The organism is Gallaecimonas pentaromativorans, assembly GCF_003751625.1.
Lineage (GTDB): Bacteria > Pseudomonadota > Gammaproteobacteria > Enterobacterales > Gallaecimonadaceae > Gallaecimonas > Gallaecimonas pentaromativorans.
The window spans coordinates 12144-36810 of the sequence record NZ_RJUL01000015.1 but is presented as its reverse complement, the minus strand read 5'-3'; the positions used below and the strand labels follow the sequence as shown (position 1 = coordinate 36810).

Annotated in this window: 24 protein-coding genes; 7 read left to right on the top strand and 17 right to left on the bottom strand. The window is 59.0% G+C overall.

Annotated features, from left to right (window positions below):
- The 4 genes from EDC28_RS19375 to pomA all read right to left on the bottom strand — a co-directional run.
- Nucleotides 1-566: transposase domain-containing protein (locus EDC28_RS19375; RefSeq protein WP_211355756.1), on the bottom strand; the 566-nt coding region annotated here is incomplete at its 3' end.
- A gap of 103 nt (nt 567-669) precedes the next feature.
- A complete protein-coding gene (thiI, locus tag EDC28_RS19370; protein WP_050660233.1) occupies nt 670-2121 on the bottom strand; it encodes a tRNA uracil 4-sulfurtransferase ThiI in 1452 nt (483 codons plus the stop codon).
- Nucleotides 2122-2199: 78 nt separating this feature from the next.
- On the bottom strand, nt 2200-3138 hold the full coding sequence (locus EDC28_RS19365) for a flagellar motor protein MotB (protein WP_050660232.1): 939 nt from the start codon (nt 3136-3138) through the stop codon (nt 2200-2202).
- A 3-nt stretch (nt 3139-3141) separates the two neighbouring features.
- Nucleotides 3142-3906, bottom strand: coding sequence for a flagellar motor protein PomA (pomA, locus tag EDC28_RS19360; RefSeq protein WP_050660231.1), 765 nt, complete (start codon nt 3904-3906; stop codon nt 3142-3144).
- A 178-nt stretch (nt 3907-4084) separates the two neighbouring features.
- On the opposite strand from pomA, the gene EDC28_RS19355 reads away from it, so the two are divergent.
- Genes EDC28_RS19355 through dxs form a run of 3 tightly spaced genes read left to right on the top strand, consistent with a single transcriptional unit; the run spans nt 4085 to nt 7084 of the window.
- Entirely contained in the window at nt 4085-4324 is a 240-nt protein-coding gene (locus tag EDC28_RS19355) for an exodeoxyribonuclease VII small subunit (RefSeq protein ID WP_050660230.1), read from the top strand.
- Nucleotides 4321-5202, top strand: coding sequence for a (2E,6E)-farnesyl diphosphate synthase (ispA, locus tag EDC28_RS19350; RefSeq protein ID WP_123422708.1), 882 nt, complete (start codon nt 4321-4323; stop codon nt 5200-5202). Before EDC28_RS19355 ends, ispA begins: the two co-directional genes overlap by 4 nt.
- 19 nt (nt 5203-5221) lie before the next feature.
- On the top strand, nt 5222-7084 hold the full coding sequence (gene dxs / locus EDC28_RS19345; protein WP_123422709.1) for a 1-deoxy-D-xylulose-5-phosphate synthase: 1863 nt from the start codon (nt 5222-5224) through the stop codon (nt 7082-7084).
- A gap of 61 nt (nt 7085-7145) precedes the next feature.
- Here the strand turns inward: dxs and EDC28_RS19340 are convergent, their stop codons facing one another.
- From EDC28_RS19340 to glyA, 10 genes are all read right to left on the bottom strand, one after another.
- Nucleotides 7146-9110 carry an alpha/beta hydrolase family protein gene (locus EDC28_RS19340; protein ID WP_123422707.1) on the bottom strand — a complete coding sequence of 655 codons (1965 nt, stop codon included), beginning with the start codon at nt 9108-9110 and terminating at the stop codon, nt 7146-7148.
- Nucleotides 9111-9204: 94 nt separating this feature from the next.
- A complete protein-coding gene (locus tag EDC28_RS19335; protein ID WP_123422706.1) occupies nt 9205-9693 on the bottom strand; it encodes a phosphatidylglycerophosphatase A family protein in 489 nt (162 codons plus the stop codon).
- On the bottom strand, nt 9690-10658 hold the full coding sequence (gene thiL / locus EDC28_RS19330; RefSeq protein WP_123422705.1) for a thiamine-phosphate kinase: 969 nt from the start codon (nt 10656-10658) through the stop codon (nt 9690-9692). Before thiL ends, EDC28_RS19335 begins: the two co-directional genes overlap by 4 nt.
- A 49-nt stretch (nt 10659-10707) precedes the next feature.
- Nucleotides 10708-11121 (bottom strand): transcription antitermination factor NusB, encoded by a 414-nt coding sequence (gene nusB / locus EDC28_RS19325; protein WP_050660225.1) that lies wholly within the window; start codon nt 11119-11121, stop codon nt 10708-10710.
- Nucleotides 11121-11591: a 6,7-dimethyl-8-ribityllumazine synthase gene (ribH, locus tag EDC28_RS19320; protein ID WP_050660224.1), complete on the bottom strand. Its 471-nt coding sequence runs from the start codon at nt 11589-11591 to the stop codon at nt 11121-11123. The genes nusB and ribH overlap by 1 nt, the downstream gene beginning before the upstream one ends.
- Nucleotides 11592-11668: 77 nt before the next feature.
- Entirely contained in the window at nt 11669-12787 is a 1119-nt protein-coding gene (ribBA, locus tag EDC28_RS19315; protein WP_336391568.1) for a bifunctional 3,4-dihydroxy-2-butanone-4-phosphate synthase/GTP cyclohydrolase II, read from the bottom strand.
- Nucleotides 12788-12790: 3 nt separating this feature from the next.
- Nucleotides 12791-13441, bottom strand: a complete 651-nt coding sequence (locus EDC28_RS19310) for a riboflavin synthase (RefSeq protein WP_123422704.1) — start codon at nt 13439-13441, stop codon at nt 12791-12793.
- Nucleotides 13441-14511 carry a bifunctional diaminohydroxyphosphoribosylaminopyrimidine deaminase/5-amino-6-(5-phosphoribosylamino)uracil reductase RibD gene (gene ribD, locus EDC28_RS19305; RefSeq protein WP_123422703.1) on the bottom strand — a complete coding sequence of 357 codons (1071 nt, stop codon included), beginning with the start codon at nt 14509-14511 and terminating at the stop codon, nt 13441-13443. Before ribD ends, EDC28_RS19310 begins: the two co-directional genes overlap by 1 nt.
- A 7-nt stretch (nt 14512-14518) precedes the next feature.
- The gene (gene nrdR / locus EDC28_RS19300; protein WP_050660220.1) at nt 14519-14968 is read right to left on the bottom strand and encodes a transcriptional regulator NrdR; all 450 of its coding nucleotides are present in this window, start codon (nt 14966-14968) and stop codon (nt 14519-14521) included.
- A 69-nt stretch (nt 14969-15037) separates the two neighbouring features.
- A complete protein-coding gene (gene glyA / locus EDC28_RS19295) occupies nt 15038-16294 on the bottom strand; it encodes a serine hydroxymethyltransferase (protein ID WP_050660219.1) in 1257 nt (418 codons plus the stop codon).
- Nucleotides 16295-16452: 158 nt separating this feature from the next.
- Between glyA and ettA the strand changes: the two genes are divergently transcribed.
- From ettA to EDC28_RS19280, 3 genes are all read left to right on the top strand, one after another.
- Nucleotides 16453-18117: an energy-dependent translational throttle protein EttA gene (gene ettA / locus EDC28_RS19290; RefSeq protein ID WP_050660218.1), complete on the top strand. Its 1665-nt coding sequence runs from the start codon at nt 16453-16455 to the stop codon at nt 18115-18117.
- An 88-nt stretch (nt 18118-18205) separates the two neighbouring features.
- The gene (locus EDC28_RS19285) at nt 18206-18571 is read left to right on the top strand and encodes a PilZ domain-containing protein (RefSeq protein WP_123422702.1); all 366 of its coding nucleotides are present in this window, start codon (nt 18206-18208) and stop codon (nt 18569-18571) included.
- Nucleotides 18565-18942, top strand: coding sequence for a PilZ domain-containing protein (locus tag EDC28_RS19280; RefSeq protein WP_123422701.1), 378 nt, complete (start codon nt 18565-18567; stop codon nt 18940-18942). Before EDC28_RS19285 ends, EDC28_RS19280 begins: the two co-directional genes overlap by 7 nt.
- A 25-nt stretch (nt 18943-18967) precedes the next feature.
- On the opposite strand, the gene radA is transcribed toward EDC28_RS19280, so the two are convergent.
- On the bottom strand, nt 18968-20332 hold the full coding sequence (gene radA, locus EDC28_RS19275) for a DNA repair protein RadA (RefSeq protein WP_123422700.1): 1365 nt from the start codon (nt 20330-20332) through the stop codon (nt 18968-18970).
- 92 nt (nt 20333-20424) lie between these two features.
- Between radA and EDC28_RS19270 the strand changes: the two genes are divergently transcribed.
- The gene (locus tag EDC28_RS19270; protein ID WP_123422699.1) at nt 20425-22746 is read left to right on the top strand and encodes a PilZ domain-containing protein; all 2322 of its coding nucleotides are present in this window, start codon (nt 20425-20427) and stop codon (nt 22744-22746) included.
- On the opposite strand, the gene EDC28_RS19265 is transcribed toward EDC28_RS19270, so the two are convergent.
- Nucleotides 22721-23611, bottom strand: coding sequence for an alpha/beta fold hydrolase (locus tag EDC28_RS19265; protein WP_123422698.1), 891 nt, complete (start codon nt 23609-23611; stop codon nt 22721-22723). The two genes, EDC28_RS19270 and EDC28_RS19265, sit on opposite strands and share 26 nt — an antisense overlap.
- Entirely contained in the window at nt 23604-24632 is a 1029-nt protein-coding gene (gene serB / locus EDC28_RS19260; protein WP_123422697.1) for a phosphoserine phosphatase SerB, read from the bottom strand. Before serB ends, EDC28_RS19265 begins: the two co-directional genes overlap by 8 nt.
- Nucleotides 24633-24667: the final 35 nt, after the last annotated feature.

The following is a 24667-nucleotide window of genomic DNA, read 5'->3' as shown; positions in this document are numbered from 1 at the left end:
CGCATTTCCCCTTGGTGTTCGCCGCCCATGGCGCAGTTGAGCAGCAAATGGCTGGTCAGCTCCATCTGACAGACCAAGCGCACCTGCGGGTAGCGTCCTTGCTCGGTGTTATCACCGGTAAAAGCGGCGCGGTTCCCTGCCGTGTCCTGGGCGCGGAACATCACCCCATCCACAGCCAGCAAGTTCAGGCCGCACCAGGTATCGAAAGCATGATGTTGGTAGCTGTGGTGGGCCAATCCTTCAAAAACGGCCCTGACCGGCGCTTCGCCAAGGCGCTGGCGGGCCTGCACCACGGCGCTGGGCGCGAGCAGAGGCTGCTGGTTGGCCAGCAGTACATCCAGACGATTGGCGATGTGCCACACCGACTCCTGGCGGAACAAGCTCATGCCGATAACGGTCCAGAGCACGGCATCGATGGGTAAACGGCGCCGACGCAGCGTGGCAACGCCGGTACTGGCAAAGGCTTGTTCCAGCACCGCCGGGTCGAGCAGAGCGGAAAACTGCTCGAGAGAGCGGTACTCGTTGCTGAAGGCAAAAGCGGAGGACAAGGCGGTTTGAAGACGCATAAAAAAATCCGACACCAAGGAGATGTCGGATTTTTTCATCACTGGAGGATCAGTCAAGCGATCGGTCTTAACTGATCAGCATTACGGCAGTTGCCGGGCTTTTTTAATGGGGGCGATAGACCCTGACGTTGTCAAAGCCTTGCTCTTGCAAGTACAGGGCCTGGAGCTTGCTCATCACGCCCTTGGCGCAATAGAGGTAGTAGAGCTGCTCTTTGGGCAGGTCGCCAAACTGGGTGGCCAGCTTATAGAAGGGAATGGTTTTGACCTCGACCCCAGCCACATCCAGCGGTTTGTCTTCTTCTTCATCCGGAGCGCGGATATCGAGGATAACGCCGTTGTCCGGCACCAGGGCGAAGGTCTCTACTTCCACCACCTGCTGGCTGGATTCGGTGGCGATGTCGCGAATATCCATGACCTTGGCCGACTCCAGCGCCTGGTCCAGCACCGCAAAATCAAAGCCTTCTTCGGTGGCTTCCACCTTTTTGATATCGGCGCGGACATTGGGACTTTTGGAGATCACGCCGCAGAACTCCGGCATGGTCTCGGCGATTTCAAAGGTGCCGATGGCGCGGGCGGTGTCCACTATCTCTTGCTTGTCGGTGAAAATCAGCGGCCGCAGGATAAGGGTGTCGACGCTGCGCTCAATCACGGTGAGGTTGGTCAGAGTCTGGCTGGATACCTGCCCTACCGCTTCGCCGGTCACCAGCGCCTGGATACCCATGCGCTCGGCCACCTTGGCGGCGGCGCGCATCATCATCCGCTTGAGCACCACTCCCATCAGGCCGTCGTCAATCTTCTCGAGGATCTCTCCCACCACCCCTTCAAAGGGCACGGTGACAAATTTCACCCGGTGCGAGGCGCCGAAACGGTCCCATAAGTGGTAGGCCATCTGCTTGGTGCCAATCTCATGGGCGTTGCCGCCGAGGTTGAAAAAGCAGTAGTGGGTGCGCGAGCCGCGGCGAATGGCTTGGTAGCTGGCCACCCCGGAGTCAAAGCCGCCGGAGATAAGGCTCAGCAAATCTTCCTGGGTTTTAATGGGGAAGCCGCCAAGGCCCGGGTGGCGCTGGGTCACGAGATAGAGCTTGTCGTCTTCTACCTCGATATTGAGGGTCACGTCAGGGTTTTTCAGGCGCACACCGCCGGTGGCGTTGTTCTGGTTCAGGCCGCCGCCCACGTAACGCTCTACCTCAATAGAAGAAAAGCTGTGCTTGCCGCTGCGCTTGACCCGCACGCAGAAGGTTTTGCCGGCCAGGGTGTGGCCCCAGGCCTGCTGGGCCACCTGGTAGATGTCGTGCACATCGTTAAAGGCAAACTGGGAGACTTCCAGCGCGTGAGCCACACCGGGGGTGGAGCAAATCTTCTCGATAACGGCGGCGCGGTCGGCGCTGTCTGGCACCCGCACTTCCAGCTTGTCCCAGAAGCGGTCCACTTTGGTGTCTTCTTCCACCCGGCGCACGGCTACCCGCAGATTGGATTCCAAGAGCTTGATAAAGCGCAGCCTTACCGACTTGCTCTTGATGGTGATTTCCGAATGGAGCTTGATGATGAACTTCACGAGATAACCCTGACTGACGCAAAAGCGTGCGGATTATACGCCCGATGGGCGGCGCTTTCACCCCAGCGCCGCCTTTAGTTAGTGCGAACCGGCAGGAATTTCGTCGCTGAACTTGGGTTTGCCCTGGTTGATGGCAATTTCCACCCGGCGGTTTTTGGCCCGGTTCAGCGCCGAGGTATTAGGCACTAGCGGGTGGGTATCGGCAAAGCCGCGCACCACCAGCCGGTTGCGGTCCAGCCCCGGCACCTTCAGCAACTCATTGGTGACCGCTAAAGCCCGTTGGATAGACAAATCCCAGTTGGAGCTATAAAGCTCGGAGTTAACTTGCATGTCGTCGGTGTAACCGGACACCGTTATCTCGCCGGGCACGTTTTTCAGCAGCGCGCCCACTTCACGAATAATGGGCCGGAACTGGGGCTGCAAGAACGCCGAGCCCGAAGGGAAAGAACCTTTCTCACGAATACGGATCACCAACTGCTGGCCCAGGGCTTCAAGCTCGATGGCGCCGTCTTTTATCTCCGAGCTCAGGGCCTGAGCCATGTTCTTGGCCAAGTCCTTCATCTGCTCAGAGTCCTGGGGCTGCTCCTGCTCGGGCTGCTCCACACTGCTTTGCTGGCCAGAGGTAGTAGACTCACCGCCCATCTTATTGTCGCGTTGGGTGTTCTCGCCGCCAACGTAGGAGCTTTCGCCGTCCTGAAACTCCAGGCTTTGCTGGGTCATCTCCATGGTTTGCTGCTGCACCGTCTCGATGGGAGTCGGCTCCGGCTTGCCGGGGCTGAACTCCTGGGCGATCACCGAGGTGCCCTTAGGAATGTCTTTGACCTCAATACGGTTTTGCACCCCGAAGGCGTACTTCATTGAGCCCGCAATTTGCTTGAACTTGAGCACGTCCATTTCTGAAAACGACAATAGCAGCACGAAAAAGCACATCAGCAGCGACATCAAATCGGCAAAAGTGCCCATCCAGGCCGGTAGGCCGGGCGGCGGGCATTTGCACTTGGGGGTATCGTCACTCATGCCTTATTCGTCCGTGGTCTTCACCTGGCGCTTGGACTCGGCCAGGTAATTTTTCAGCATGTTTTCGATAACGCGGGGGTTAAGGCCAGCCTGGATCCCCAGCACCGCATCGAGGATGAGGCGGCGGTTGAGCATCTCTTCGTTCATCCGCAGGCTGAGCTTGTCGGCGATGGGAATGGCCACCATGTTGGCCAGCACGGCGCCGTAGAGGGTAGTGAGCAAGGCCACCGCCATGGCCGGGCCTATGGCTTTGGGGTCGTCCATGTTTTTGAGCATGGCCACCAACCCCACTAGGGTACCGATCATCCCCATGGCGGGGCCTACGTCGGCCATGGCCTTGAAGATGGAAATGCCGCGCTCGTGACGCTCGGTGGTTTCGTTGATGTCTTTGTTGAGGTTTTCTTTAACCACCTCGACATCGTGACCGTCCACCAGCAGGTCGATGCCCTTACGGAAGAAGCCGTTTTTAACTTCTGCCTCTTCCAAGGCCAAAAAGCCCCCTTTACGGGCGGCATCGGCCATCTCGACCGCCTTCTCAATCAACTCTTCCGGCTTTTCGAGCTTGAACATGAACGCCTTCATGGCGATCTTGGTGGCGCCAAAGAACTGGCCCATATTGAATTTGACCAACACCACACAAAGGGAGCCGCCGATCACGATAAGCACAGAAGGGGTGTCGTAGAATGCGCTCAGCGAGCCACCTTGCACCATTGCCATGATAACGAAGGCAAAGGAGCCAATAAGACCGATAAGTGTTGCAAGATCCAAGGTAAGCCTCTCCTGATTTTTTACGCCGTTAGAATGACTATCTAACCAACAGCGTGTTTATTCTTGCCTGATGATAACGGATGAACAAGGGCAGAAGTTTGCGTTCAGGCAAGCTAGGCAGTAATTTGTGCGCCCAGACCTTCATCGACCAACAGCCACCAGGACTTAAGGGTAAAAGATGGCCAAAAAACAGCCTGAAAACATGACCTTTGAAGAAAACCTCAAAGAACTGGAAGCGGTAGTGACCCAGCTCGAACAAGGTGAGCTCAGTCTAGACGAGGCTTTAAAGCAGTTCGAGCGTGGTGTGGCGTTGAGTCGTGAAAGCGAGCACAAGCTCAAAGCTGCCGAACAGAAAGTGCAGATGCTGCTGGCCGACGGCCAGACCCTGGCCCCTTTTGAACACGAGCCCGACGCATGACCCTTGCCGAGCAACAGCAGCATTATCGCCAGCGCATCGATGGCTACCTTGGTGCCTTGATTGACGGCCTGCCGGCCCTGGCCCCCAACTTGAAGGCCGCCATGAAGCACGGCTTGCTGCTGGGCGGCAAAAGGGTTAGGCCCTTTTTGGTTTACAGCACCGGCACCATGCTGGGGCTGGACGAGCCGCGCCTGGACCCAATGGCGGCGGCGGTTGAATGTATCCACGCCTATTCCCTTATTCACGACGACTTGCCCGCCATGGACGACGACAAGCTGCGCCGTGGCCAACCGACGGTGCATGTCGCCTTTGACGAAGCCACCGCCATTCTGGCCGGTGACGCCCTGCAGGCGCTCGCCTTTGAAGAACTGGCCAAGTGCCAGGTCGCCAGCATTGAGGCCTTCAAAGCCCTGCTGGTGCTGTTTTCTCAGGCTGCCGGTTACCAAGGCATGGTTTCAGGCCAAGCCATGGACATGGCTGCCACCGGCCAAACCCTGAGCCTCGCGGCCCTTGAGCAGGTTCACGCCCACAAGACCGGCGCCCTTATCCGCGCCAGCGTGCTGATGCCAACGTTGATGGCTGGCAGCGCGCCTGAACATGTTGAAGCCCTGGCCACTTTTTCCGAGAAACTGGGACTTGCCTTTCAGGTTCAAGACGACATTTTGGACGTCACCGCCAACACCGAAACCCTCGGCAAGACCCAGGGCAAGGACCAGCGGGACCACAAGGCCACCTACCCGGCCCTGCTGGGACTGAACCAGGCCCAAACCAAAGCCCAGACTCTGGTAGACGAAGCGCTGTCCTGCTTGGCTTCATTACCCTACAATAGCGAGCATTTAGCGGCCCTTGCCCGCTATGTCATCACTCGAGAGCGCTAAAGGCGCCAGCAAAGCAATGATGAGCATCGATAACAAAAATTACCCGCTGTTAAGTGGCATCTCCTCGCCTGAGGATCTGCGTAAGATCCCTCAAGACCAGCTCGCGGAAGTATCCGACGAGCTGCGCCGCTATTTGTTGGAGTCGGTCAGCCAATCCTCCGGCCATCTGGCCTCCGGCCTTGGCACTGTCGAGCTGACCGTTGCCCTGCATTACATCTACCAGACCCCCTTTGACAGGCTGGTTTGGGATGTAGGCCACCAGGCCTACCCCCACAAGATTTTGACCGGCCGGCGTGAGCAAATGGGCACTATTCGCCAGAAAAACGGCCTGCACCCCTTCCCTTGGCGCGAAGAGAGCGAGTACGACGTATTGTCGGTAGGCCACTCTTCCACCTCCATCTCCGCCGCCCTCGGCATGGCCATTGCCGCCGAAAAAGAAGCGGCCGGGCGCAAGGTAGTGTCGGTGATTGGCGACGGCGCCATGACCGCCGGCATGGTCTTTGAGGCCATGAACCACGCCGGGGATGTCGGTACCGACATGGTGGTGGTGCTAAACGACAACGAGATGTCCATCTCCGAGAACGTTGGCGCCCTCAACAAACACATGGCGCGCTTGCTGTCAGGCAGCCTCTACACCTCCTTTCGTGAAGGCGGCAAGAAGGTGCTGTCCGGCATTCCCCCCATCAAGGCCCTGGCCAAAAAGGCCGAGGAACACCTCAAGGGCATGGTGGTGCCGGGCACCTTGTTTGAAGAGCTGGGCTTTAACTACATCGGCCCCATCGACGGCCACGACGTCGACGCCCTGGTCGATTGCCTGCGCAACATGCGTAACCTCAAAGGGCCGCAGCTGCTGCATGTGATGACCAAAAAAGGCAAAGGCTATGCCCCTGCCGAGAAAGACCCCATCGGCTATCACGGCGTACCCAAGTTCGACCCGGCTAAGGATTGCCTGCCCAAATCCCAGGGCGGCAAACCCAGCTTCTCGGCCATCTTTGGCGACTGGCTGTGCGACATGGCCGCCAAGGATTCAAAACTGATGGGCATTACCCCGGCCATGCGCGAAGGCTCGGGTATGGTCAAATTCAGCCAGGAGTTCCCCGGCCAGTATTTTGATGTGGCCATTGCCGAGCAGCACGCCGTGACCCTGGCCGCCGGTTTTGCCATCGAAGGCTTAAAGCCCGTGGTTGCCATCTATTCGAGCTTTTTGCAGCGCGCCTACGACCAGCTCATTCACGACGTGGCCACCATGAACCTGCCGGTGCTGTTTGCCATCGACCGCGCCGGTATCGTTGGCGCCGACGGCCCCACCCACCAGGGCGCCTTTGATTTGAGCTACCTGCGGGCCATCCCCAACATGGTGGTCATGACCCCAAGCGACGAAAACCAATGTCGCCAGATGCTCTACACCGGTTACCAGCACAGCGGCCCTGCCGCCGTGCGCTACCCCCGAGGCAGTGGCAAAGGCATCGCCGTTGACAAAACCATGACCGCCCTACCCATCGGCAAGGGCGAGCAGGTACGCAGCGGCAAGAAAGTGGCCATCCTCGCCTTCGGCACCTTGCTCACAGAAGCATTGAAAGCCGCAGAAGAGCTGGACGCCAGCGTCTGCGACATGCGCTTTGTCAAACCCCTGGACGGCGCTTTGGTGGAAGCCATGGCTGCTAGCCATGAGCTGCTGGTGACACTGGAAGAAAACGTCATCATGGGCGGCGCCGGCTCAGCCGTTGCTGAGCACCTTAACAAAGCCCAACTCCCCACCGCCTTGTTGCAACTGGGCCTGCCAGATGAGTTCATCAAGCACGGCAGTCAGAGCGAGATATTGGCTGAGTTGAGGCTTGATAGCGCTGGTATTGTGGCCAGTATCAAAACAAGGCTGGCCTAGCCTATTAAAAAGCCCCGTAATTCGGGGCTTTTTACATGGACTCATGTCTGATCTCTGCACCTTAATCACCAAGCTGCTGGCCCAAGAAGTTCAGTACAGTACGGTAGTAAAGTGCACGATGTTCAGGGTCCCGGAACCCGTGGCCTTCCTTGTCCAGCACCAGACTTTCGAATGGTTTGTGAGCAGCCTTAAGTGCCGTAGCCAGTGCCTCATATTGCTCAATAGGTGCACGTTTATCTTGTGTCCCGTGAGTTAACAGCAGGGGCACTTTAAGGCGTCCTACCTGAGCCGCTGGCGACATGGCGAGAAGCTGAGCCTCATCCTCCCCTAATGCCTGATCCAGGTAAGCCTCGCCGTTGTAATACTCAGGGACATCTCCTTCTTCCTTCATTAACGGCAAGTCATAAACACCAGCGTTGGCCACAGCACAGCGATACTTGTCAGGATAAATAATGGCACTCATCACCGCCGAGTAGCCCCCGAAACTGCCACCCATGATGCATACCTTATCCTTAGCAATATCTTTCTCACGAATAGCCCAATCCACCGCCTCGGCGATATCCCGTTGAATCAAATCACCCCAATGACGATAGCCAGCTTCCACGAAGGCGGCTCCGTATCCCCCTGAACCCCTATAGTTAACACGAAGCACAGCGTAACCATGCTGAGAAAGGATATGGACATCGCGGTCAAAGGCCCAATGGTCACGGACACCATGAGGACCACCGTGCACCAGCACCACCAACTTATGATGCTTACCGGCTCTATCTGGTCTTGGTGGCGTATAGTAACCGTGCAGCATCAGGCCATCGGACGCCTTGAAACTGAACGGTTCTGACGGCATCAAGGCTTTACGATCAAGAGTGGCGTAGAAAGAAAAAAGCTGCGTAACACTGCGCTTTTTTTGATCAAACAAATAAAGCGAGCCAGGGTCGGTATCCGTTTCGGTGAGTAAGACGTATTGACTACCGTCAGGGGTTGAACTGGTGATGGTCAGTTCAGTTCCAGGGAAAGTCGCCAGTAAATCTTTAAAAGTCTTTGCTTCCTGATGCTGGCCATTGATTATTAGATAAGACGGTAAACCATCTTCTACCTCAAGCCCATAAACTAGATGATCATTTAGGGATGTGAGGACGTTGGTGACACTCGAGACAGGGTCGACATAAAGCTTCTTATAATTTCCTTGGTCCAATTCATACTTATACAGACCAAGTGGGCCGCCATCATCTCCACGAAGCACATAAAGGCCTTTACCGCTATTATCGAAACCTAAAGGCGTAATGTCTCCAGTCGCCAATGGCTTCCAAGGTTCTTTACCCTCTTGGTGTAGATAAACTTGAGATTTCGCATTTTTATCGGAACCGTATGCCGCACCTATAGACTGGTCAGGACGTAATAGAAATTCCGCATCAGGAACAGGAGCCATCAAGTTCATGCTCCTTTCCAAGCCCCGGTAAATGTCTAACTTCATCACCTGGGCAAAAGTTCCCTGATCGCTGCTCATTAGCTGCGAACCAATTAATATATGCTGCGAGTCATTAGGCAAAGCATCAATAAAACTGGCCCACCCATATGTACTTTGGGTACGCTTTATATGACTACCCGTCTGCTTTTCGCCAGCACTGTAGCCATAAATCATCTTGCCTTTCTTGCCATCACGATTGAAAGCGAATAGCTCCCCGTAATAAACAGGTTCTTCTTGCCAGCCGAGTTTTTCCACCACCTTAGCGACAATACGTTCATCATTAGCCCAGTAGAAACTGCCAAATTCTTTGGTGCCGCCAAGGCGCACACCGCCGACGAAATGCATGTCTTTTGTGGCGACAACCTTGATGGTACGTTCATCGTTGTCAACGACGGCAAAAGCCAAATAATCGCCACTAGGAGATATCTTGGCTTCCTGTAATGGCGATCGAGCAGAGAGCTGGTTGATTAACTCGTTATCAAGGGAGGTAGCGACGGCAGGGGTCACACTGGCACTGGCTAAACATGCCAAAACCGGTAAAAGTAAGCGAAACAGATCCATCTGCGTTTTCCTGTTAATGCACTTCGGCCGGATTATCGCAAATTAACAAAAGTTAAATCAACAATTAACAAAAGGGGTGCCATTGATAGCGTCATTATCCCAGCCAGACCAGCAATCCCTGCAGGCAGGCGAAAGCCAGAAAGCCCGCCAGCACATCGTCAATCATGATGCCAAAGCCGCCGTGAATATGCCGGTCGCACCAACTGATGGGCCAGGGTTTGAGCACGTCAAAAAACCGGAACAGCAAAAAGCCGGTCAGCAGCCATTGCCAGGTAACAGGGACCATAAAAAGGGTGATAAGCATGCCGGCCACTTCGTCCCAAACGATGGCGCTGTGGTCGTGTACCCCCATGTCGCGGCTGGCACGGGCGCAGATATAAACGCCGCCGTAGATAGCCACCAGGGTCAGGGCCAGATAGGCCAGCCAGGGCAAGGGGCTTAGCAGCAAAAACACCGGGATGGCGGCCAGGCTGCCAAAGGTACCCGGCGCCTTGGGCGCCAGCCCAGAGCCAAACCCCAGAGCCAGGAAATGCCAGGGGTTTTTCAGGCTAAGCCGTTTTACCGGGTTGAGCGCAGCGCTCATGACCAACAATGCTCATAACCCCGCACATCCAGCTCCACTGTCTGGCCGTGATTGAGGTAGCTGATCCCTTCGCCGCCACGCAGCTGGCCAACGCAGCTGTGTTTGACGCCACAATGGGCCAATGCGGTATCCAGAGCGCCTTTTTGCGCTTCGGGCACGGTAAAGAGCAGCTCGTAGTCGTCGCCGCCGCCAAGGGCCAGCTGCCAGGCACTTTCCAGGGCCATGGTACCCAGCAGGGCCTGGCTCAGGGGGAGCTTGTCCAGGAACAGATTGGCACCGCAGTGGCTGGCACTGAGGATATGGCCAAGGTCGGAGGCCAGGCCATCGGAGATATCAATGGCGCTGGAGGCCACACCACGCAGCGCCTGGCCGGCCAATAGCCTTGGGGTTGGGTAGTTAAGACGGCCCACCAAAAACTCGTGGTGATCGCTACTGGCCTGCTCCCGGCCTTGTACCAGTGCCAGGCCAAGGGCGGCGTCGCCCAAGGTGCCGGTGACATAAAGCCAGTCGCCGGGCTTGGCGCCGCTGCGGGTCAGTTGCTTGCCGGCGGGGATTTTTCCTTGGGCGGTGATGGTCACCGACAGGGGGCCACGGGTGGTATCGCCACCCACCAGGGTCACGCCGTAGTAGTCGCACACTTCCACCACGGCGCTGGCAAACTCGGCCAGCCAGGCATCATCGGCATCCGGCAGGGTCAGGGCCAGAGACACCCAGGCCGCTTCGGCGCCCATGGCGGCCAAGTCGGAGAGGTTCACCGCCACCGCCTTGTGGCCAACTGCTCGGGCCGGGGTATCGAGGGGAAAGTGCACGCCAGCCACCAGGGTGTCGGTGGTCACCGCCAGCAGGGTGCTGTCGGAGACAGCGAGCAGAGCGCAGTCGTCGCCAATGCCCAGCACCACGTCTTTGCGCTGGTGGCCCTTGCCTTTGAAATAGGTGTCGATCAGTGCGAATTCACGGCTTGCCATCAATAAAAAGCCAGCATTACTGCTGGCCCTCCTGAGGTTCCGGTCGGGCTTACTTGCCCTGCTGGTCCCTGATAAATTTGTCCAGTACACCGTTGACGAACTTGTGGCTGTCCTCGGCGGCAAAGGTCTTGGCCAGTTCGATGGCCTCGTTCAGTGCCACTTTGTACGGCACGTCCTTGCGGCGGGTCAGCTCGTAGAGCCCCAGGCGCAGAGCCGCCTTTTCTACCAGATCCACGTCGTCCAGCGGGCGGCTGACATAACGGGTCAGGATGGTGTCCAGTTCATCGGTATGGGTAGCCACACCTACGATGAGGTCGCGAAAATAATCCACGTCCACTTCGTTCATGTCCTGCTCGGTCAGGAACTGGTGCTCCACCTCGGCGATGGGATCCTTGGTCATCTGCCATTGGTAAATGGCTTGCAGCGCCAGACGGCGCGCTTTGCGACGAAAAGCCGGTTTCATCAGCCCTCCAGCGCGTCGATGACGTTGACCATTTCCAGGGCAGACAGGGCCGCTTCGGCGCCCTTGTTACCGGCCTTGGTACCGGCACGCTCAATGGCCTGCTCGATGGTGTCGGTGGTCAGTACACCGAAGGCAACGGGGATGTCGTAATCCATGGCCACGGAAGCCAGGCCCTTGTTGCACTCGGCACAGACGTATTCGAAATGGGGAGTACCGCCACGGATCACGGCGCCAAGAGAGATAATGGCGTCGTATTTTTTGCTGGCCGCCACTTTCTTGGCTGCCAGAGGCAGTTCGACCGCACCGGGCACACGCACGATGGTGATGTGCTCTTCCGGCACCTGGCCGTGACGCTTCAGGGCGTCGATAGCGCCGTCCACCAGGGAATCGACAATAAAGCTATTAAAACGGGACACCACCAGCGCAAACTTGTGCTTGGGCGCCGCGAAACCGCCTTCGATGATCTTCATAGCGTGACTCTTGACCCGAGAAAAACGGCGCTATGGTAGCACAGCGCCTGACAATGGCCTACTGCTTACAAGGCCCCTTATTCGGCGACGTATTCCACCACTTCCAGCCCGAATCCACTCAAGGAGTGGTAGCGCTTGTCGGAGCTGGACAGCAGCCGCATTTTACCGACCCCAAGGTCGGCGAGAATTTGCGACCCTACCCCCACCCGGCGGCTGGTACCGCTCCATTGGGCCGGGGCCGGTTCCTGGCCGCAATCTTGGGCGGCAAAGTGCAACAATTTACGCACCAGGTCGCTGTCGCTCTCTTCCGAGCCCAGCAGCACCAGCACCCCGCCTTCACTGCCGATGCGTTCCATGGCTTTATACAAAGGCCAGCTGCGCGACATGGTGCGGTCTGAGAGCAACAAATCGGTCAGGCGGCTATGCAGATGCACCCGCACCAGGGTAGGCGCATCGGCAGATACCTCACCGTTTTTAAGGGCAAAGTGCAGGCGGCCATCGATGGTGTCGCGGTAAGTGACCAGATCAAACTCGCCGTACAGGGTTGGCAGTTTGCACTGGGTGATGCGCTCGATGGTGGTCTCGTGCAAGGAGCGGTATTCAATGAGGTCGGCAATGGTGCCCACCTTGATACCGTGCTTCTCGCCAAAGACTTCCAGCTGCGGCCGGCGGGCCATGGTGCCGTCGTCGTTGAGAATTTCAACGATAACGCCGGAGGGTTCAAAACCGGCCAGGCGCGCCAGATCGCACCCGGCTTCGGTGTGGCCGGCGCGGGTCAGCACGCCGCCGTCCTGGGCCATGATCGGGAAGATATGCCCCGGCTGGACAACATCGGCGGCCACGGCGTTTTTATCCACCGCCGCCAGCACGGTACGGGCCCGGTCAGCGGCGCTGATACCGGTGGTCACCCCTTCGGCGGCCTCGATGGACACGGTAAAGGCGGTGCCAAACTGGGCGTTGTTGTCTTTGGCCATCAGCGGCAGATTCAGGCGCTGGCAGCGGTCGCGGGTCATGGTCAGGCAGATAAGGCCGCGGCCATGGGTGGCCATGAAGTTGATGATTTCAGGGGTGATTTTCTCGGCGGCGACAATCAGGTCGCCTTCGTTTTCCCGGTCTTCATCGTCCATGAGAATGACCATCTTGCCGGCACGAATGTCGTCGATGATGTCTTTGATGGGTGACAGGGCCATGCTCATTCCTTATTTCAAGAAGCCGCTGCGGGCTAACAAATCCAGTGTAACCGTTTCTTTTTTATCCGGGCTCGGGGCCAGCAACCGCTCTATGTAACGGGCCAGCAGGTCCACCTCCAGGTTGACCTCGCTACCGGCTTTCCAGCCGGCTATTGTGGTCTCACCCTGGGTGTGGGGCACTATGGTCAACAGGAAACGCTGTCCTTCCACGGCGTTGACGGTAAGGCTGATGCCGTCCACCGTTACCGAGCCCTTCTCGGCGATATAGCGAGCAAGCTCAGCCGGCGCCTTGAGCCAAAACTCAATAGCCCGGCCGGTGCTGTGGCGGCTCTCGACGCTAGCCACCCCATCAACGTGGCCGGAGACCAAATGGCCCCCCAGGCGGGTGGTGGGCAGCAGCGCCTTCTCAAGGTTTACCGGGCTACCGGCCTTGAGCTTGGCAAAGCCGGTGCGTTTTAAGGTTTCGCTGGAGACATCGGCGCTGTAGCCGTCGCCGTGCAGCGCGGTTACTGTCAGGCACACGCCATTGGTGGCGATGGAGTCGCCCAGTTTGACGTCGCTCAAATCCAGCTTTCCGCTGGCAATGCGCACTATGGCATCGCCGCCGCTGGCCTTGATGCTGGCCACCTTGCCTACCGCTTCAATAATACCGGTAAACATCACACCTCCAGTGTCAGGCGGATGTCATTCCCCACCTGACGCACATCTTTGATTGTAAAGCGCGGCGCCTGGGCCATGTCGGTAAAGACCGGCAGCTCCACCAAACCCCGGCTGACATCCCCCATCAGGGTCGGCGCCAGGTACAGCACCAGTTCGTCCACCAGGCCTTCACTTAAGAAGGCGCCCGCCAGCTTGGCACCGGCTTCCACCAGCACCGAGTTCACCGGCAGTTTCTTGAGCAAGGTCTTGAGAAAATCCTTCTCGCCCAGGCGCAGCTTTTCCACGTGGTCGGGGAAATCGCGGTGATCGGTATGGTGGCTCACCACCCAGGCCGGGCTCGGCACCTGGAAAAAGCCGTTGTCAGAGCCCAGGCGTTGGCGCCTGTCCAGCACCACCCGTAGCGGCTGGCGCAGGGTCTCAAGAGGGTAGTGGTCGGGGAACTGCTCGGCACGCACGTTGAGGGACGGCTCGTCGGTCAGCACAGTGCCGGCGCCGGTGATGATGGCGCCGCTCATGGCGCGAAGGCGCTGCACGTCGGCCCGGGCGTCAGGGCCGGTTATCCACTTGGACTGGCCGTTTTTAAGGGCGGTGCGACCATCGAGGCTGGCCGCGAGTTTTAACCGCACAAAAGGCAGGCCGGTTTCCATCTTCTTCAAAAAGCCGGGGTTGAGCGCCCGGGCGTCGGCTTCCAAAAGGCCATGCTGGGTAGCAATGCCGGCGTCTTCGAGAATTTTCAGGCCCTTGCCGGCCACCTTGGGGTTGGGGTCGACCATGGCGGCAATCACCTTGGCCACCCCGGCCTTAACCAGCGCCTCGGCGCAAGGGGGGGTGCGGCCATAATGGGCGCAGGGCTCCAAGGTCACATAAGCGGTGGCACCACGGGCGAGGTCACCGGCCATATTAAGGGCGTGTACCTCGGCGTGAGGAGTACCGGCTTGTTTATGCCAGCCCTCCCCTACCAACTCGCCGTCTTTAACGATAACGCAGCCCACGGCGGGGTTGGGCTCGGTTGTGTAGCGGCCCTGGGCCGCCAGTTTGATGGCGCGGGCCATCCACTTTGCATCGGTCATGGGGTTCTCAGTCTTCCAGGCGGGCGATGGCCTCGCCGAATTCCTTGACGTCTTCAAAACTGCGGTACACGGAAGCAAAGCGGATGTAGGCCACTTTATCCAGGCCCTTGAGGGCATCCATGACCAACTCGCCAATCATGCCGGAATTGACTTCCCGCTCGCCGGTGGCGCGCAGGGTACTTTGAATTTTGTTGATGGCCTGTTCGACCTTTTCGGCCGACACCGGCCGTTTTTCCAGGGCCCGCATGATGCCGCCACGCAGCTTCACCTCGTCAAAAGGCACGCGGATACCGTCGCGCTTGATGACGCGGGGCATCACCAGTTCGGCGGTTTCAAAGGTGGTGAAGCGTTCGTGACAGGCCAGGCATTCGCGACGACGGCGAACCTGGTGGCCGTCTGCCACCAGCCGTGAGTCAATCACCTTGGTGTCGTCGGCGCTACAGAAAGGGCAATGCATGTTGGGGCCTCCCAAAGAAAACTGGCCGCTTGCGCGGCCAGTGAAGGATACCCGAATCCTTGGTTTTTATTAACCGTAAACCGGGAAGCGGCGGCAAAGATCAAGCACTTGGCCTTTAACGCGCTCAATGGTGGCTTCATCGTTGATGTTGTCCAGCACGTCGCAGATCCAACCGGCCAGGGCGGTGACTTCGGCTTCGCCAAAACCACGGCTGGTGACCGCCGGGGTGCCCAGGCGCAGGCCTGAGGTCACGAAGGGCGAACGGGGATCGTTAGGCACGGAGTTCTTGTTGACGGTGATGTTGGCGCGGCCAAGGGCGGCGTCGGCATCTTTACCGGTGATGTCTTTGTCGATGAGGTCAACCAGGAACAGGTGGTTCTCGGTGCCGCCAGAGACAATCTTGTAGCCGCGCTCTTGCAGCACCTTGACCATGGCCTTGGCGTTTTTCACCACTTGCTGCTGCATGGCCTTGAACTCGGGGCTCAGGGCTTCTTTGAAGGCCACCGCTTTAGCGGCAATCACGTGCATCAGCGGGCCGCCCTGGCCGCCGGGGAACACGGCGGAGTTGAGCTTCTTGTAAACCGCTTCGTCGCCGCTGGCAGAAAGAATCAAACCGCCACGAGGGCCAGCCAGGGTTTTGTGGGTGGTGGTGGTGACCACATGGGCGTGGGGCAGCGGTGAAGGGTAAACACCGGCGGCGATAAGGCCGGCCACGTGGGCCATGTCCACAAACAGGTAGGCGCCTACTTCGTCGGCGATTTCACGGAACTTAGCCCAGTCGATCACCTGGCTGTAGGCGGAGAAGCCGGCCACGATCATCTTCGGCTGGTGTTCTTTAGCCAGGGCGCGCACTTCTTCGTAGTCGATAAGGCCGGTTTCCTGGTTGATGCCGTACTGCACCGCTTTGTACATTTTGCCGGAGAAGCTGACAGAGGCGCCGTGGGTCAGGTGGCCGCCGTGGGCCAGGCTCATGCCCAGTACCACGTCGCCCGGCTCACAAAGGGCCATGTAAACGGCGCTGTTGGCCTGGGAGCCGGAGTGGGGCTGCACGTTAACGTAGTCGGCGCCAAACAGCTCTTTGGCACGGTTGATGGCCAGCTCTTCAGCAATGTCCACATACTCACAGCCACCGTAGTAACGCTTGTGGGGGTAGCCCTCGGCGTATTTGTTGGTCAGCTGGGAACCCTGGGCTTCCATCACGCGCTTGGAGGTATAGTTTTCAGAGGCGATCAGCTCAACGTGATCCTCCTGGCGCTGCACTTCCTGCTGCATGGCTTCCCACAGGGCGGGATCGAATTCGGCGATGGACAGTTTTGAATCCAGCATGGTTTCTCCAGGGCAAGCTACCCGTCAGTTCGTCATTAGAAAAAAGTGGCCGGTATTTTACCCCGATACGCAATCGGTTTCCTATCCCGGATCGCTGGCAAGGCCAACTCGATGGGATACAATAGGCCGCATTTCACATCCTCAATAGAGAGAGGCATATGGCTCAGTACATCTATACCATGAGCCGGGTGAGCAAGGTCGTACCACCCAAGAAGTACATTTTGAAAAACATTTCATTGTCCTTCTTCCCGGGTGCCAAGATCGGCGTACTCGGCCTCAACGGTGCCGGTAAGTCTACCTTGCTGCGCATCATGGCAGGGGTTGATAAGGAAATCGACGGCGAAGCCCGGCCTCAGCCCGGCATCAATGTTGGCTACCTGCCCCAGGAACCACAGCTCGATCCGACCAAAACCGTGCGCGGCAACGTTGAAGAAGCGGTGCAGGACGTAATAGACGCCATGCGCCAACTGGACGAGGTGTATGCCGCCTACGCCGACCCGGACGCGGATTTCGACAAGCTGGCCAAAAAACAGGGCGAGCTGGAAAACCTCATCCAGGCCAAAGACGGCCACAACCTCGACAACACCCTGGAGCGCGCCGCCGAGGCCCTGCGTCTACCGGCCTGGGATGCCGACGTGACCAAGCTGTCCGGTGGTGAGCGCCGCCGCGTGGCGCTGTGCCGCCTGCTGCTGTCGCGCCCCGACATGCTGCTGCTGGACGAACCCACCAACCACTTGGACGCCGAATCCGTGGCCTGGTTGGAGCGCTTCTTGCACGACTACACCGGCACCGTGGTAGCCATCACCCACGACCGTTACTTCCTGGACAACGTGGCCGGCTGGATCTTGGAACTGGACCGCGGCGAAGGCATTCCCTGGGAAGGCAACTACTCCTCCTGGCTGGAACAGAAGGAAAAACGCCTGGAGCAGGAAGAGAAATCCGAAGCGGCCCGCCAAAAATCCATCCAGAAGGAATTGGAGTGGGTGCGCCAAAACCCCAAAGGGCGCCAGGCCAAATCCAAGGCCCGTATGGCCCGCTTTGAAGAGCTGCAAAGCCAGGATTTCCAAAAGCGCAACGAGACCAACGAACTCTTTATTCCCCCCGGCCCGCGCCTGGGTGACAAGGTGCTGGAAGTGAGCAACCTGAAAAAGAGCTACGGCGACCGGGTGCTGATTGACGACCTGAGTTTCAGCGTACCCAAGGGTGCCATCGTCGGTATCATCGGCCCCAACGGCGCCGGTAAATCCACCCTGTTTCGAATGATCCAGGGAGCCGAGAGCCCGGATTCCGGCGCCATCTCCCTGGGTGAAACCGTGCAAGTGGCAGCGGTAGACCAGTTCCGCGACAGCATGGACGGCAAGAAAACCGTCTGGGAAGAAGTGTCTGGCGGCCAGGACATCCTGAAAGTCGGCAATATCGAGATCCCCAGCCGCGCCTACGTGGGCCGTTTTAACTTCCGTGGCAACGACCAGCAAAAGCGGGTTGGCGAACTCTCCGGTGGTGAGCGTGGCCGTCTGCACCTGGCCAAACTGCTGCAATCGGGCGGTAACTTCCTGCTGCTGGATGAACCGACCAACGATCTGGACATCGAGACCCTGCGCGCCCTGGAGAACGCCCTGTTGGATTTCCCCGGCTGCGCCATGGTCATCTCGCACGACCGTTGGTTCCTCGACCGGGTAGCCACCCATATCCTCGACTACCGTGACGAGGGCCAGGTGAACTTCTTCGAAGGCAGCTACACCGACTACGAGGAATACATGAAGGCCAAGTTCGGCGCCCAGGCCATGGAACCGCACCGCATCAAATACAAGAAACTGGGCTAACCTTAGCCATGGCTAAACAAATGCCGCCTTCAGGCGGCATTTTTATTGGTCGCTTCTATACTTAGGCAACCTAAAACGGAACACAGCCATGGTTGAGCGAAGTCGTTTCATCCAATTTGTTGGCAATACGCCAGTACGTATCTGCAAAGGCGAGCGCTGCTGGGATTTCACCCTTCTCGATCTCTCGTTGCAAGGTGCCGTGGTCTGCGGCGCCCTTCCTTCCGATCTCCTGCTGGGCGATCACGCCACTTTGAGTCTGCGCCTGCCCGAGGGCGATGCCTTTATTCAGATGCACACCCAGGTGCGCTATCTGGAAGGGGAACGCCTGGGGATGGAGTGCCTGAAGATCTGTGCCGATTCTTCCGGCCACCTCAAACGCATGGCCGCCCTCTATCTTGGCTCGACCAACTGGCTGTACCGCGATTGTTTTACCTTGTGGGAGGACCAATGGTGACTGAAGATCGCCGCGACTTTACCCGTATTCCGTTCCAGCGCACCGCCAGCCTCTGCCTTGGCAGCCAGTGCTGGGCCACCGAGGTTCAGGACTTGTCTCTCAAAGGTGCCCTGGTCACCCGGCCTGGCCATTGGCCAGCCCGCATCGGTGAGTATTGCCAACTGACCTTGGCCCTGGATGACGTAGGCGACGACATCCGCCTGAGCTGCACCCTGGTGGGCACCAGCGAGGGGCGCCTGCACTTGCTGGTTAACGAAATGGACGTGGAATCGGCCAGTCGGCTGCGCCGTCTGGTAGAACTCAACCTCGGCAACCCCGAGCTGTTGGAGCGAAACCTCGGCAACCTTATCGACAGCCAACTGCACCACTAAAAAAGCCGCCCGATGGGCGGCTTTTTCACATCAAGGCCTCCAGGGCCTCCGCGAGTTTGGTTACCCCTATCACCTCCATGCCTTTGGGTAAGGTCTTGGGTACATTGCCCTTGGGCACAATGGCGCGGGTAAAACCGTGTTTGGCCGCTTCGTTAAGGCGCTCAGAGCCCGAGGGCACCGGGCGAATTTCCCCGGACAAGCCCACTTCCCCGAAGATCACCATATCCCGAGGTAACACCTTATTGCGAAAGCTCGACACCATGGCCAGCAGCATGGCGAGGTCTGCGCTGGTTTCGCTTACCCGCACCCCGCCCACCACGTTGACAAACACGTCTTGGTCTGACATCTGCAAACCGCCATGGCGGTGCATCACCGCCAGCAGCATCGATAAGCGGTTTTGCTCCAGGCCCACCGCCACCCGGCGCGGGTTATTCAAAGGCGAGGCATCCACCAGGGCCTGCAATTCCACCAGCAGCGGCCGGGTACCTTCCCAGATCACCATAACGATAGAGCCCGGCGCCTGCTCCTCGGCCCGTTGCAAGAAGATGGCCGACGGGTTGGACACTTCCTTGAGGCCCTGGCCGGTCATGGCAAAGACCCCCAGCTCGTTGACGGCGCCAAAGCGGTTTTTCTGGCCACGCAGGGTACGAAAACGAGAATCGCTGTCCCCTTCCAGTAAAATCGAGCAGTCAATGCAGTGCTCCAGCACCTTGGGGCCGGCCAGGGTGCCGTCTTTGGTAACGTGGCCCACCATGATGATGGCCACATTGTTCTGCTTGGCAAAGCGGGTGAGATAAGCCGCCGATTCACGAACCTGGGACACCGAACCCGGCGCCGACTGGATGTCGGCCATGTGCATCACCTGGATGGAGTCAATCACCATCACCTTGGGCTTTTCCTGCTCGGCGATAGCCATGATGGTTTCAATGCTGGTTTCGGTAAGCATCTTGAGCTTGCCGTTAGGCAGCCCCAGGCGCTTGGCGCGCATCGCCACCTGCTGCAAGGACTCCTCGCCGGTGACATAAAGGGTGGGCATGGTTTCGGCCAAGCCGCACATGGTTTGCAGCAGCAAGGTGGATTTACCGGCGCCGGGGTGGCCGCCAATCAGCACCGCCGAGCCCGGCACTATACCGCCGCCCAGCACCCGGTCCAGCTCGCCAAAACCACTGTGAATACGGGGCAGCTCGGTTAAATCTACCTCAGCCAGGGTGGTTACCTGGGCGGTGGTGGCGCCGGCATAACCGGTGCGGCTGGCCGGGCCCGACGGCGCCGGGGCCAGGCGCATCTCACTGATGGTGTTCCAGGCGCCGCATTCACTGCACTGGCCTTGCCAGCGTGGAAAATCGGCACCGCAATCGCTGCAAACGTAGGCGGTTTTACGTTTCGCCATGAGATCCTCTTAACATCATTGTTACCGGCCGACTCGACAGCCCTGCTGCGGCGCCACATAATGGACGTAATACTGGTTCCAGCGTCTTTTCTGTGTTCGAAATCCGTTCTGAATTCAAGGATGTATCCAATCATCCCATTATCAGCCAACTCCGCGCCCTGGTGGGCGAGCCGGAGTTCGAGGCCCTGTTTAATCAATTAACCGAAGGCGAAGACACCAATACCCGCTTTTTGTTGCGCATGGAACTGCGCCGGGTGGCGGCGCCCTGCCAACGGGTGATTGACCTGCGCCCCAAGGGTATCAAACGCTGCCAGTTGGTTGAGCATAAAGGCCAGACCCACTACATGGACGAAGGCGCCAGGCGCATCTTCGAGGCCGGCCTCAAGGAATTTGCCGGCCGTTATACCATGGCCATTTACGAGGACATAGACCGCTATGCTCTCTCGGCCAGGCAGCTTAGCCAAGACGCCGAGGAAGAAGACGACACCCACTGGCTGGAACTGGTGCCCTTTGGCAATAGCCTAAGCCGCGACAGCGAGCGCATGCATTTTGCCACGCCGGTGCTGATAAGCCAGGGCGGCAACACCGAACTGCGCGGCTCCACCACCGACATTTCCGCCGGTGGTGTGCAGGTGAACCTGGCACAGAACGCCTACATCAACCCTGAAGCCGATGTGGAGCTGACCTTCCCCAAGCTCACCGATGCCAACAACCGCCCCTGGCCGGCCCTGACCTACCAGTTTATTTCCCAGCAAGACAACAAGGTCAAACTCAAGCTAAAAGACCCCGACAGCTTTGTCAGAAGCCTGATTGACGCCCTTATCGACCAACACCAGCGCCGCTACAAGCTCGATATCCGCCACGTGCAGGAAAGCACCTTGGCAAGGGGCTTTGAGCAGATGCTGCTGAATCACTCTTCGGCCTTGCCAGTGTTTTTAGACGGCAGCTTCAAGGCTCGCTATTGCCTGACCACCCAACATAACCGCCACCTGCAGCACCAACTTTTTAAAGACGAGCAAAGCCTGCTGCCACAGCTATTGTCGCCCCGGTGCATGGCGCCGCTGCTGGCCCGCCCAGAGCATCAGCGTGAGACCTATCTGCTGCGCTTTGAGCACCGCCAGCAAGGCAAGGTTTTTCATTTTGCCGCCGAGGTAGACCACCTTCGCGAACAGGGCCTGCTTGAAGGTTTCCTGCGCTTTGCCGTTACCAAGCCGGGCTGGCAGGTGCTAAAACTCAACCTGTTCCACACCGAGGTCAACACCGAGGTCCAGGAGCAAAAGCCGGGCAGCGAGCTGATGCTCACTGACACCCCTCTGCCCGCCCCACCCCAAGAGCTAAGCCAGCTCAAGGTGCTGGCGCTACTGCGCGACGTCACCCAGCAGTGGTTGACCGAGGCCTGCCTGCAAAAGCCAGACCCAGGCCAGGATCCGAACCAGCTGGCGCCGTTTTGCATCCAGTGGCAACCCGGGGTGCAGTGCATCGCCATGCGCTTTAACGACATGCGCATCGAGCCGCGCTATCGCTACAAAACCCCGGTGCAGCTCTATGTGGACGGCAAGAATATCGACGCCGAAATGAGCGACTTTTCCACCCAGGGCCTGTGCCTGACCTTCCCCCAGCCTATCGACGGCCTGCCTAACGACATGGACTTAGCCCTGCCCAAGCTGCAAAAGCTCTCCAGCCGCTTTGATCTGATGAAACTGCCCTACCGGCTGGTGCACTTTGACGCCAAGCACCAGCGGGCCCACCTGATGGTGCAAAATACTGGCCAGGCCCACCCGGCCAAACGTTTTTTCAAGCAATTGATCGCCGCCAACGAAGGGCGCCTGCAAATGCTCGAAGAAGACGAAGCCACCTTCGCCATCGCCCGGGTTCTGCGCCAAAGCCTGGTGGCCTCGGCCCTGCCCTGCTGCATCTTCGTGCAAAAGGAAAACGGCCGGGTACTGCCCCACTGGTTGGGCCTGCCGCAAAGCCCCTTACCGCTACCGGCGATGCTGGCCCAGCTCAGTCAGCTAAGTGAAGGCCAACTGGCGCTGGAAAGCCTGATGAGCCTGCAGCATTTTCGCCAGTTGCTGGAAGATTGGCGCCAGCAGCAGCTGGCCGGCCAGTCGTTGCTGGTGGCCTTGGATAACGCGGGAATGCCGGTGATGAGCCGGCTGCAGCGGTTGCTGCCGGGCATTGAAACCCGGCGCTTTGTGGACCAGGCCAAGGAAAAAGGCAGCGCCATGGTGCTGCTGCTGGAGCTGGCCCGCACCCCCAAACCGGACATGCACTACATCCAGGACGAGCTCAATTACATCGGCCGCCAGGCCCTGCACCGGGCCAAGCGCCTGGAGGCGGATCTTTGGAGCACGGTGGCGATGATAGAGCTGACCGACATTACCGCCCTTAGCGAGCTGATGGCTGGCCACTGAGCCAGGCACTGACCAGCGGGAACAGCTCGGTGGCCGCGTCATGGCCCACCAGCATGTCGAGGTGGTTGTAGTCGCGGCGAAAGCCGGTGCTTTTGGCCAGCAGCGTCAGCTCCCCTGGCGCTCCCATTTCGGCCTGAAAGCGGGCCACATCGGCGGGGTTGCCAAGGGCCTTGTCACCTTTACCGGCCAACAGCCAAAGCCTTGGCCAGCAAACCGTGGCGGCAGCTTCGCCATAGTCAAACCCGTCTTGCGGGTCCCGCCAGGGGCCCTTTTTCACCCAGGCGATAGAATCGGCCAGGGATGACGCCGTTTCATCATCGGCGCCGATTTTCTTGGCCCTGGCTGGCAGGTAACCGTGCTTGGCCACCCAGCGCGGCCCGAGGCGATTCCATACCAGCTCTACCTTGAGTAGCCGCTCGAAGCTCCAGCTGTGGATGCTGCGTTTGCTGCCGAAAAACACCAGGCTGGCCACCGTCTCGGCAAGGGCGGGAAAGCGCGCCAGGGTGGAGGCCATCAGTACCCCGCCCCAGGAATGGGCCAACCAATGCACTTGCTGGCTCGGGTGGCGCCCTTGAATAAAACGCTGCACTGCGGGCAGGTCGTCGCGGATGGCTTCCAACTGGCCATGGCTGGCGCCGGCGACAATGACAGGCTCGCTCTGGCCGCGGCCACGAAGGTCCAGCACGTAGGCGCGAAAGCCCTGCTCGCCCAAAAATGGCGCCAGGCCCTTGCCGGAGTCTGAATAAAACACCCGGCCATTGCTGATGGCGCCATGAAGTAGCAGCACCGGCGAGCCTTGCTCTGGGCCAAAGCAGCGCAAGTGCAACTTGGCGTCGGCGCTTTCAACAAAGAGCGACTCAGCCACTGACCGGTTCCAGCATCGCCTGCAGCGCCTGCATGTCCAGGCTAACGATGGCGCCTCCTGCTTGCTGGCGCACCTTGGGTTTGCCGTGGTAGGCCACCCCAAGCCCGGCTGCTCCCAGCATCAGCAGATCGTTGGCGCCATCCCCCAGGGCAATCACCTGCCCCGGCGGCAAACCGGCCTGGTCCCGCAGCCGCATCAGCATCGTCTTTTTAAAGGCGGCATCGACAATGGTGCCCAGCACCTTGCCAGAGAGCTTGCCGTCAACAATCTCCAGCACGTTGGCTTCGGCCCAATCGAGCCCCAGGTGCTCCTGCACCCGGTGGGCAAAGAAGGTAAAGCCGCCGGAGACCAGGGCAGTTTGCCAACCGGCCTCTTGCAGCCGTTTAACCAGCCCTTCGATACCGGGGGTGTAGCGGATGTTCTCGGCCACTTTTTCCAGCACCTCGGTGGGGGTCGCCGCCAGTTTGGCCACCCGCTCGGTGAGGCTCTGGGCAAAATCCAGCTCGCCGCGCATGGCTCTGGCAGTGACCTCTGCCACCGCCTGGCCGCAACCGGCCAGCTCGGCGATATCGTCGATGCACTCGCCTTCGATGGCGGTGGAGTCCATGTCCATGATCAACAGCCCAGGCTCGGCCAACGACGGAAAAGGCCCCGGCATCAGTTCCAGGCCCAGGTGCTCGGCCCGCTCCAGGTACTGGGCTTTATCCGGCGCGCTTTCAAACCAGATGTCGAAGGTGTCGGCCTGGCGCCAGCCAAGCTCACTCCAGGCCCAGCCAGCCAGCAGCTCGGTGAGCTTATCAAGGGTGATGCCGGGCGCATGGCAACGAAAGGGCACCTTGGCTTGGCGCAGCACCGGGCTTGCCTTGGTCAGGGGCCAGGCGGTGCGGGTCAGGGCATTGGAGCCGACAAAAGCCGGGCCCTGCTCGGCCGGCAGCAAGCGCCGCTCGGCGAGGGGCAGGGCCTGCATGGCAAGAGTCAGGGAAATATCGCTGGGGACGTGAAAAATTACCTGCTGAGTCAAGGCGCTGTTCCAAATGGGGGTCCTGCGGCTATCAT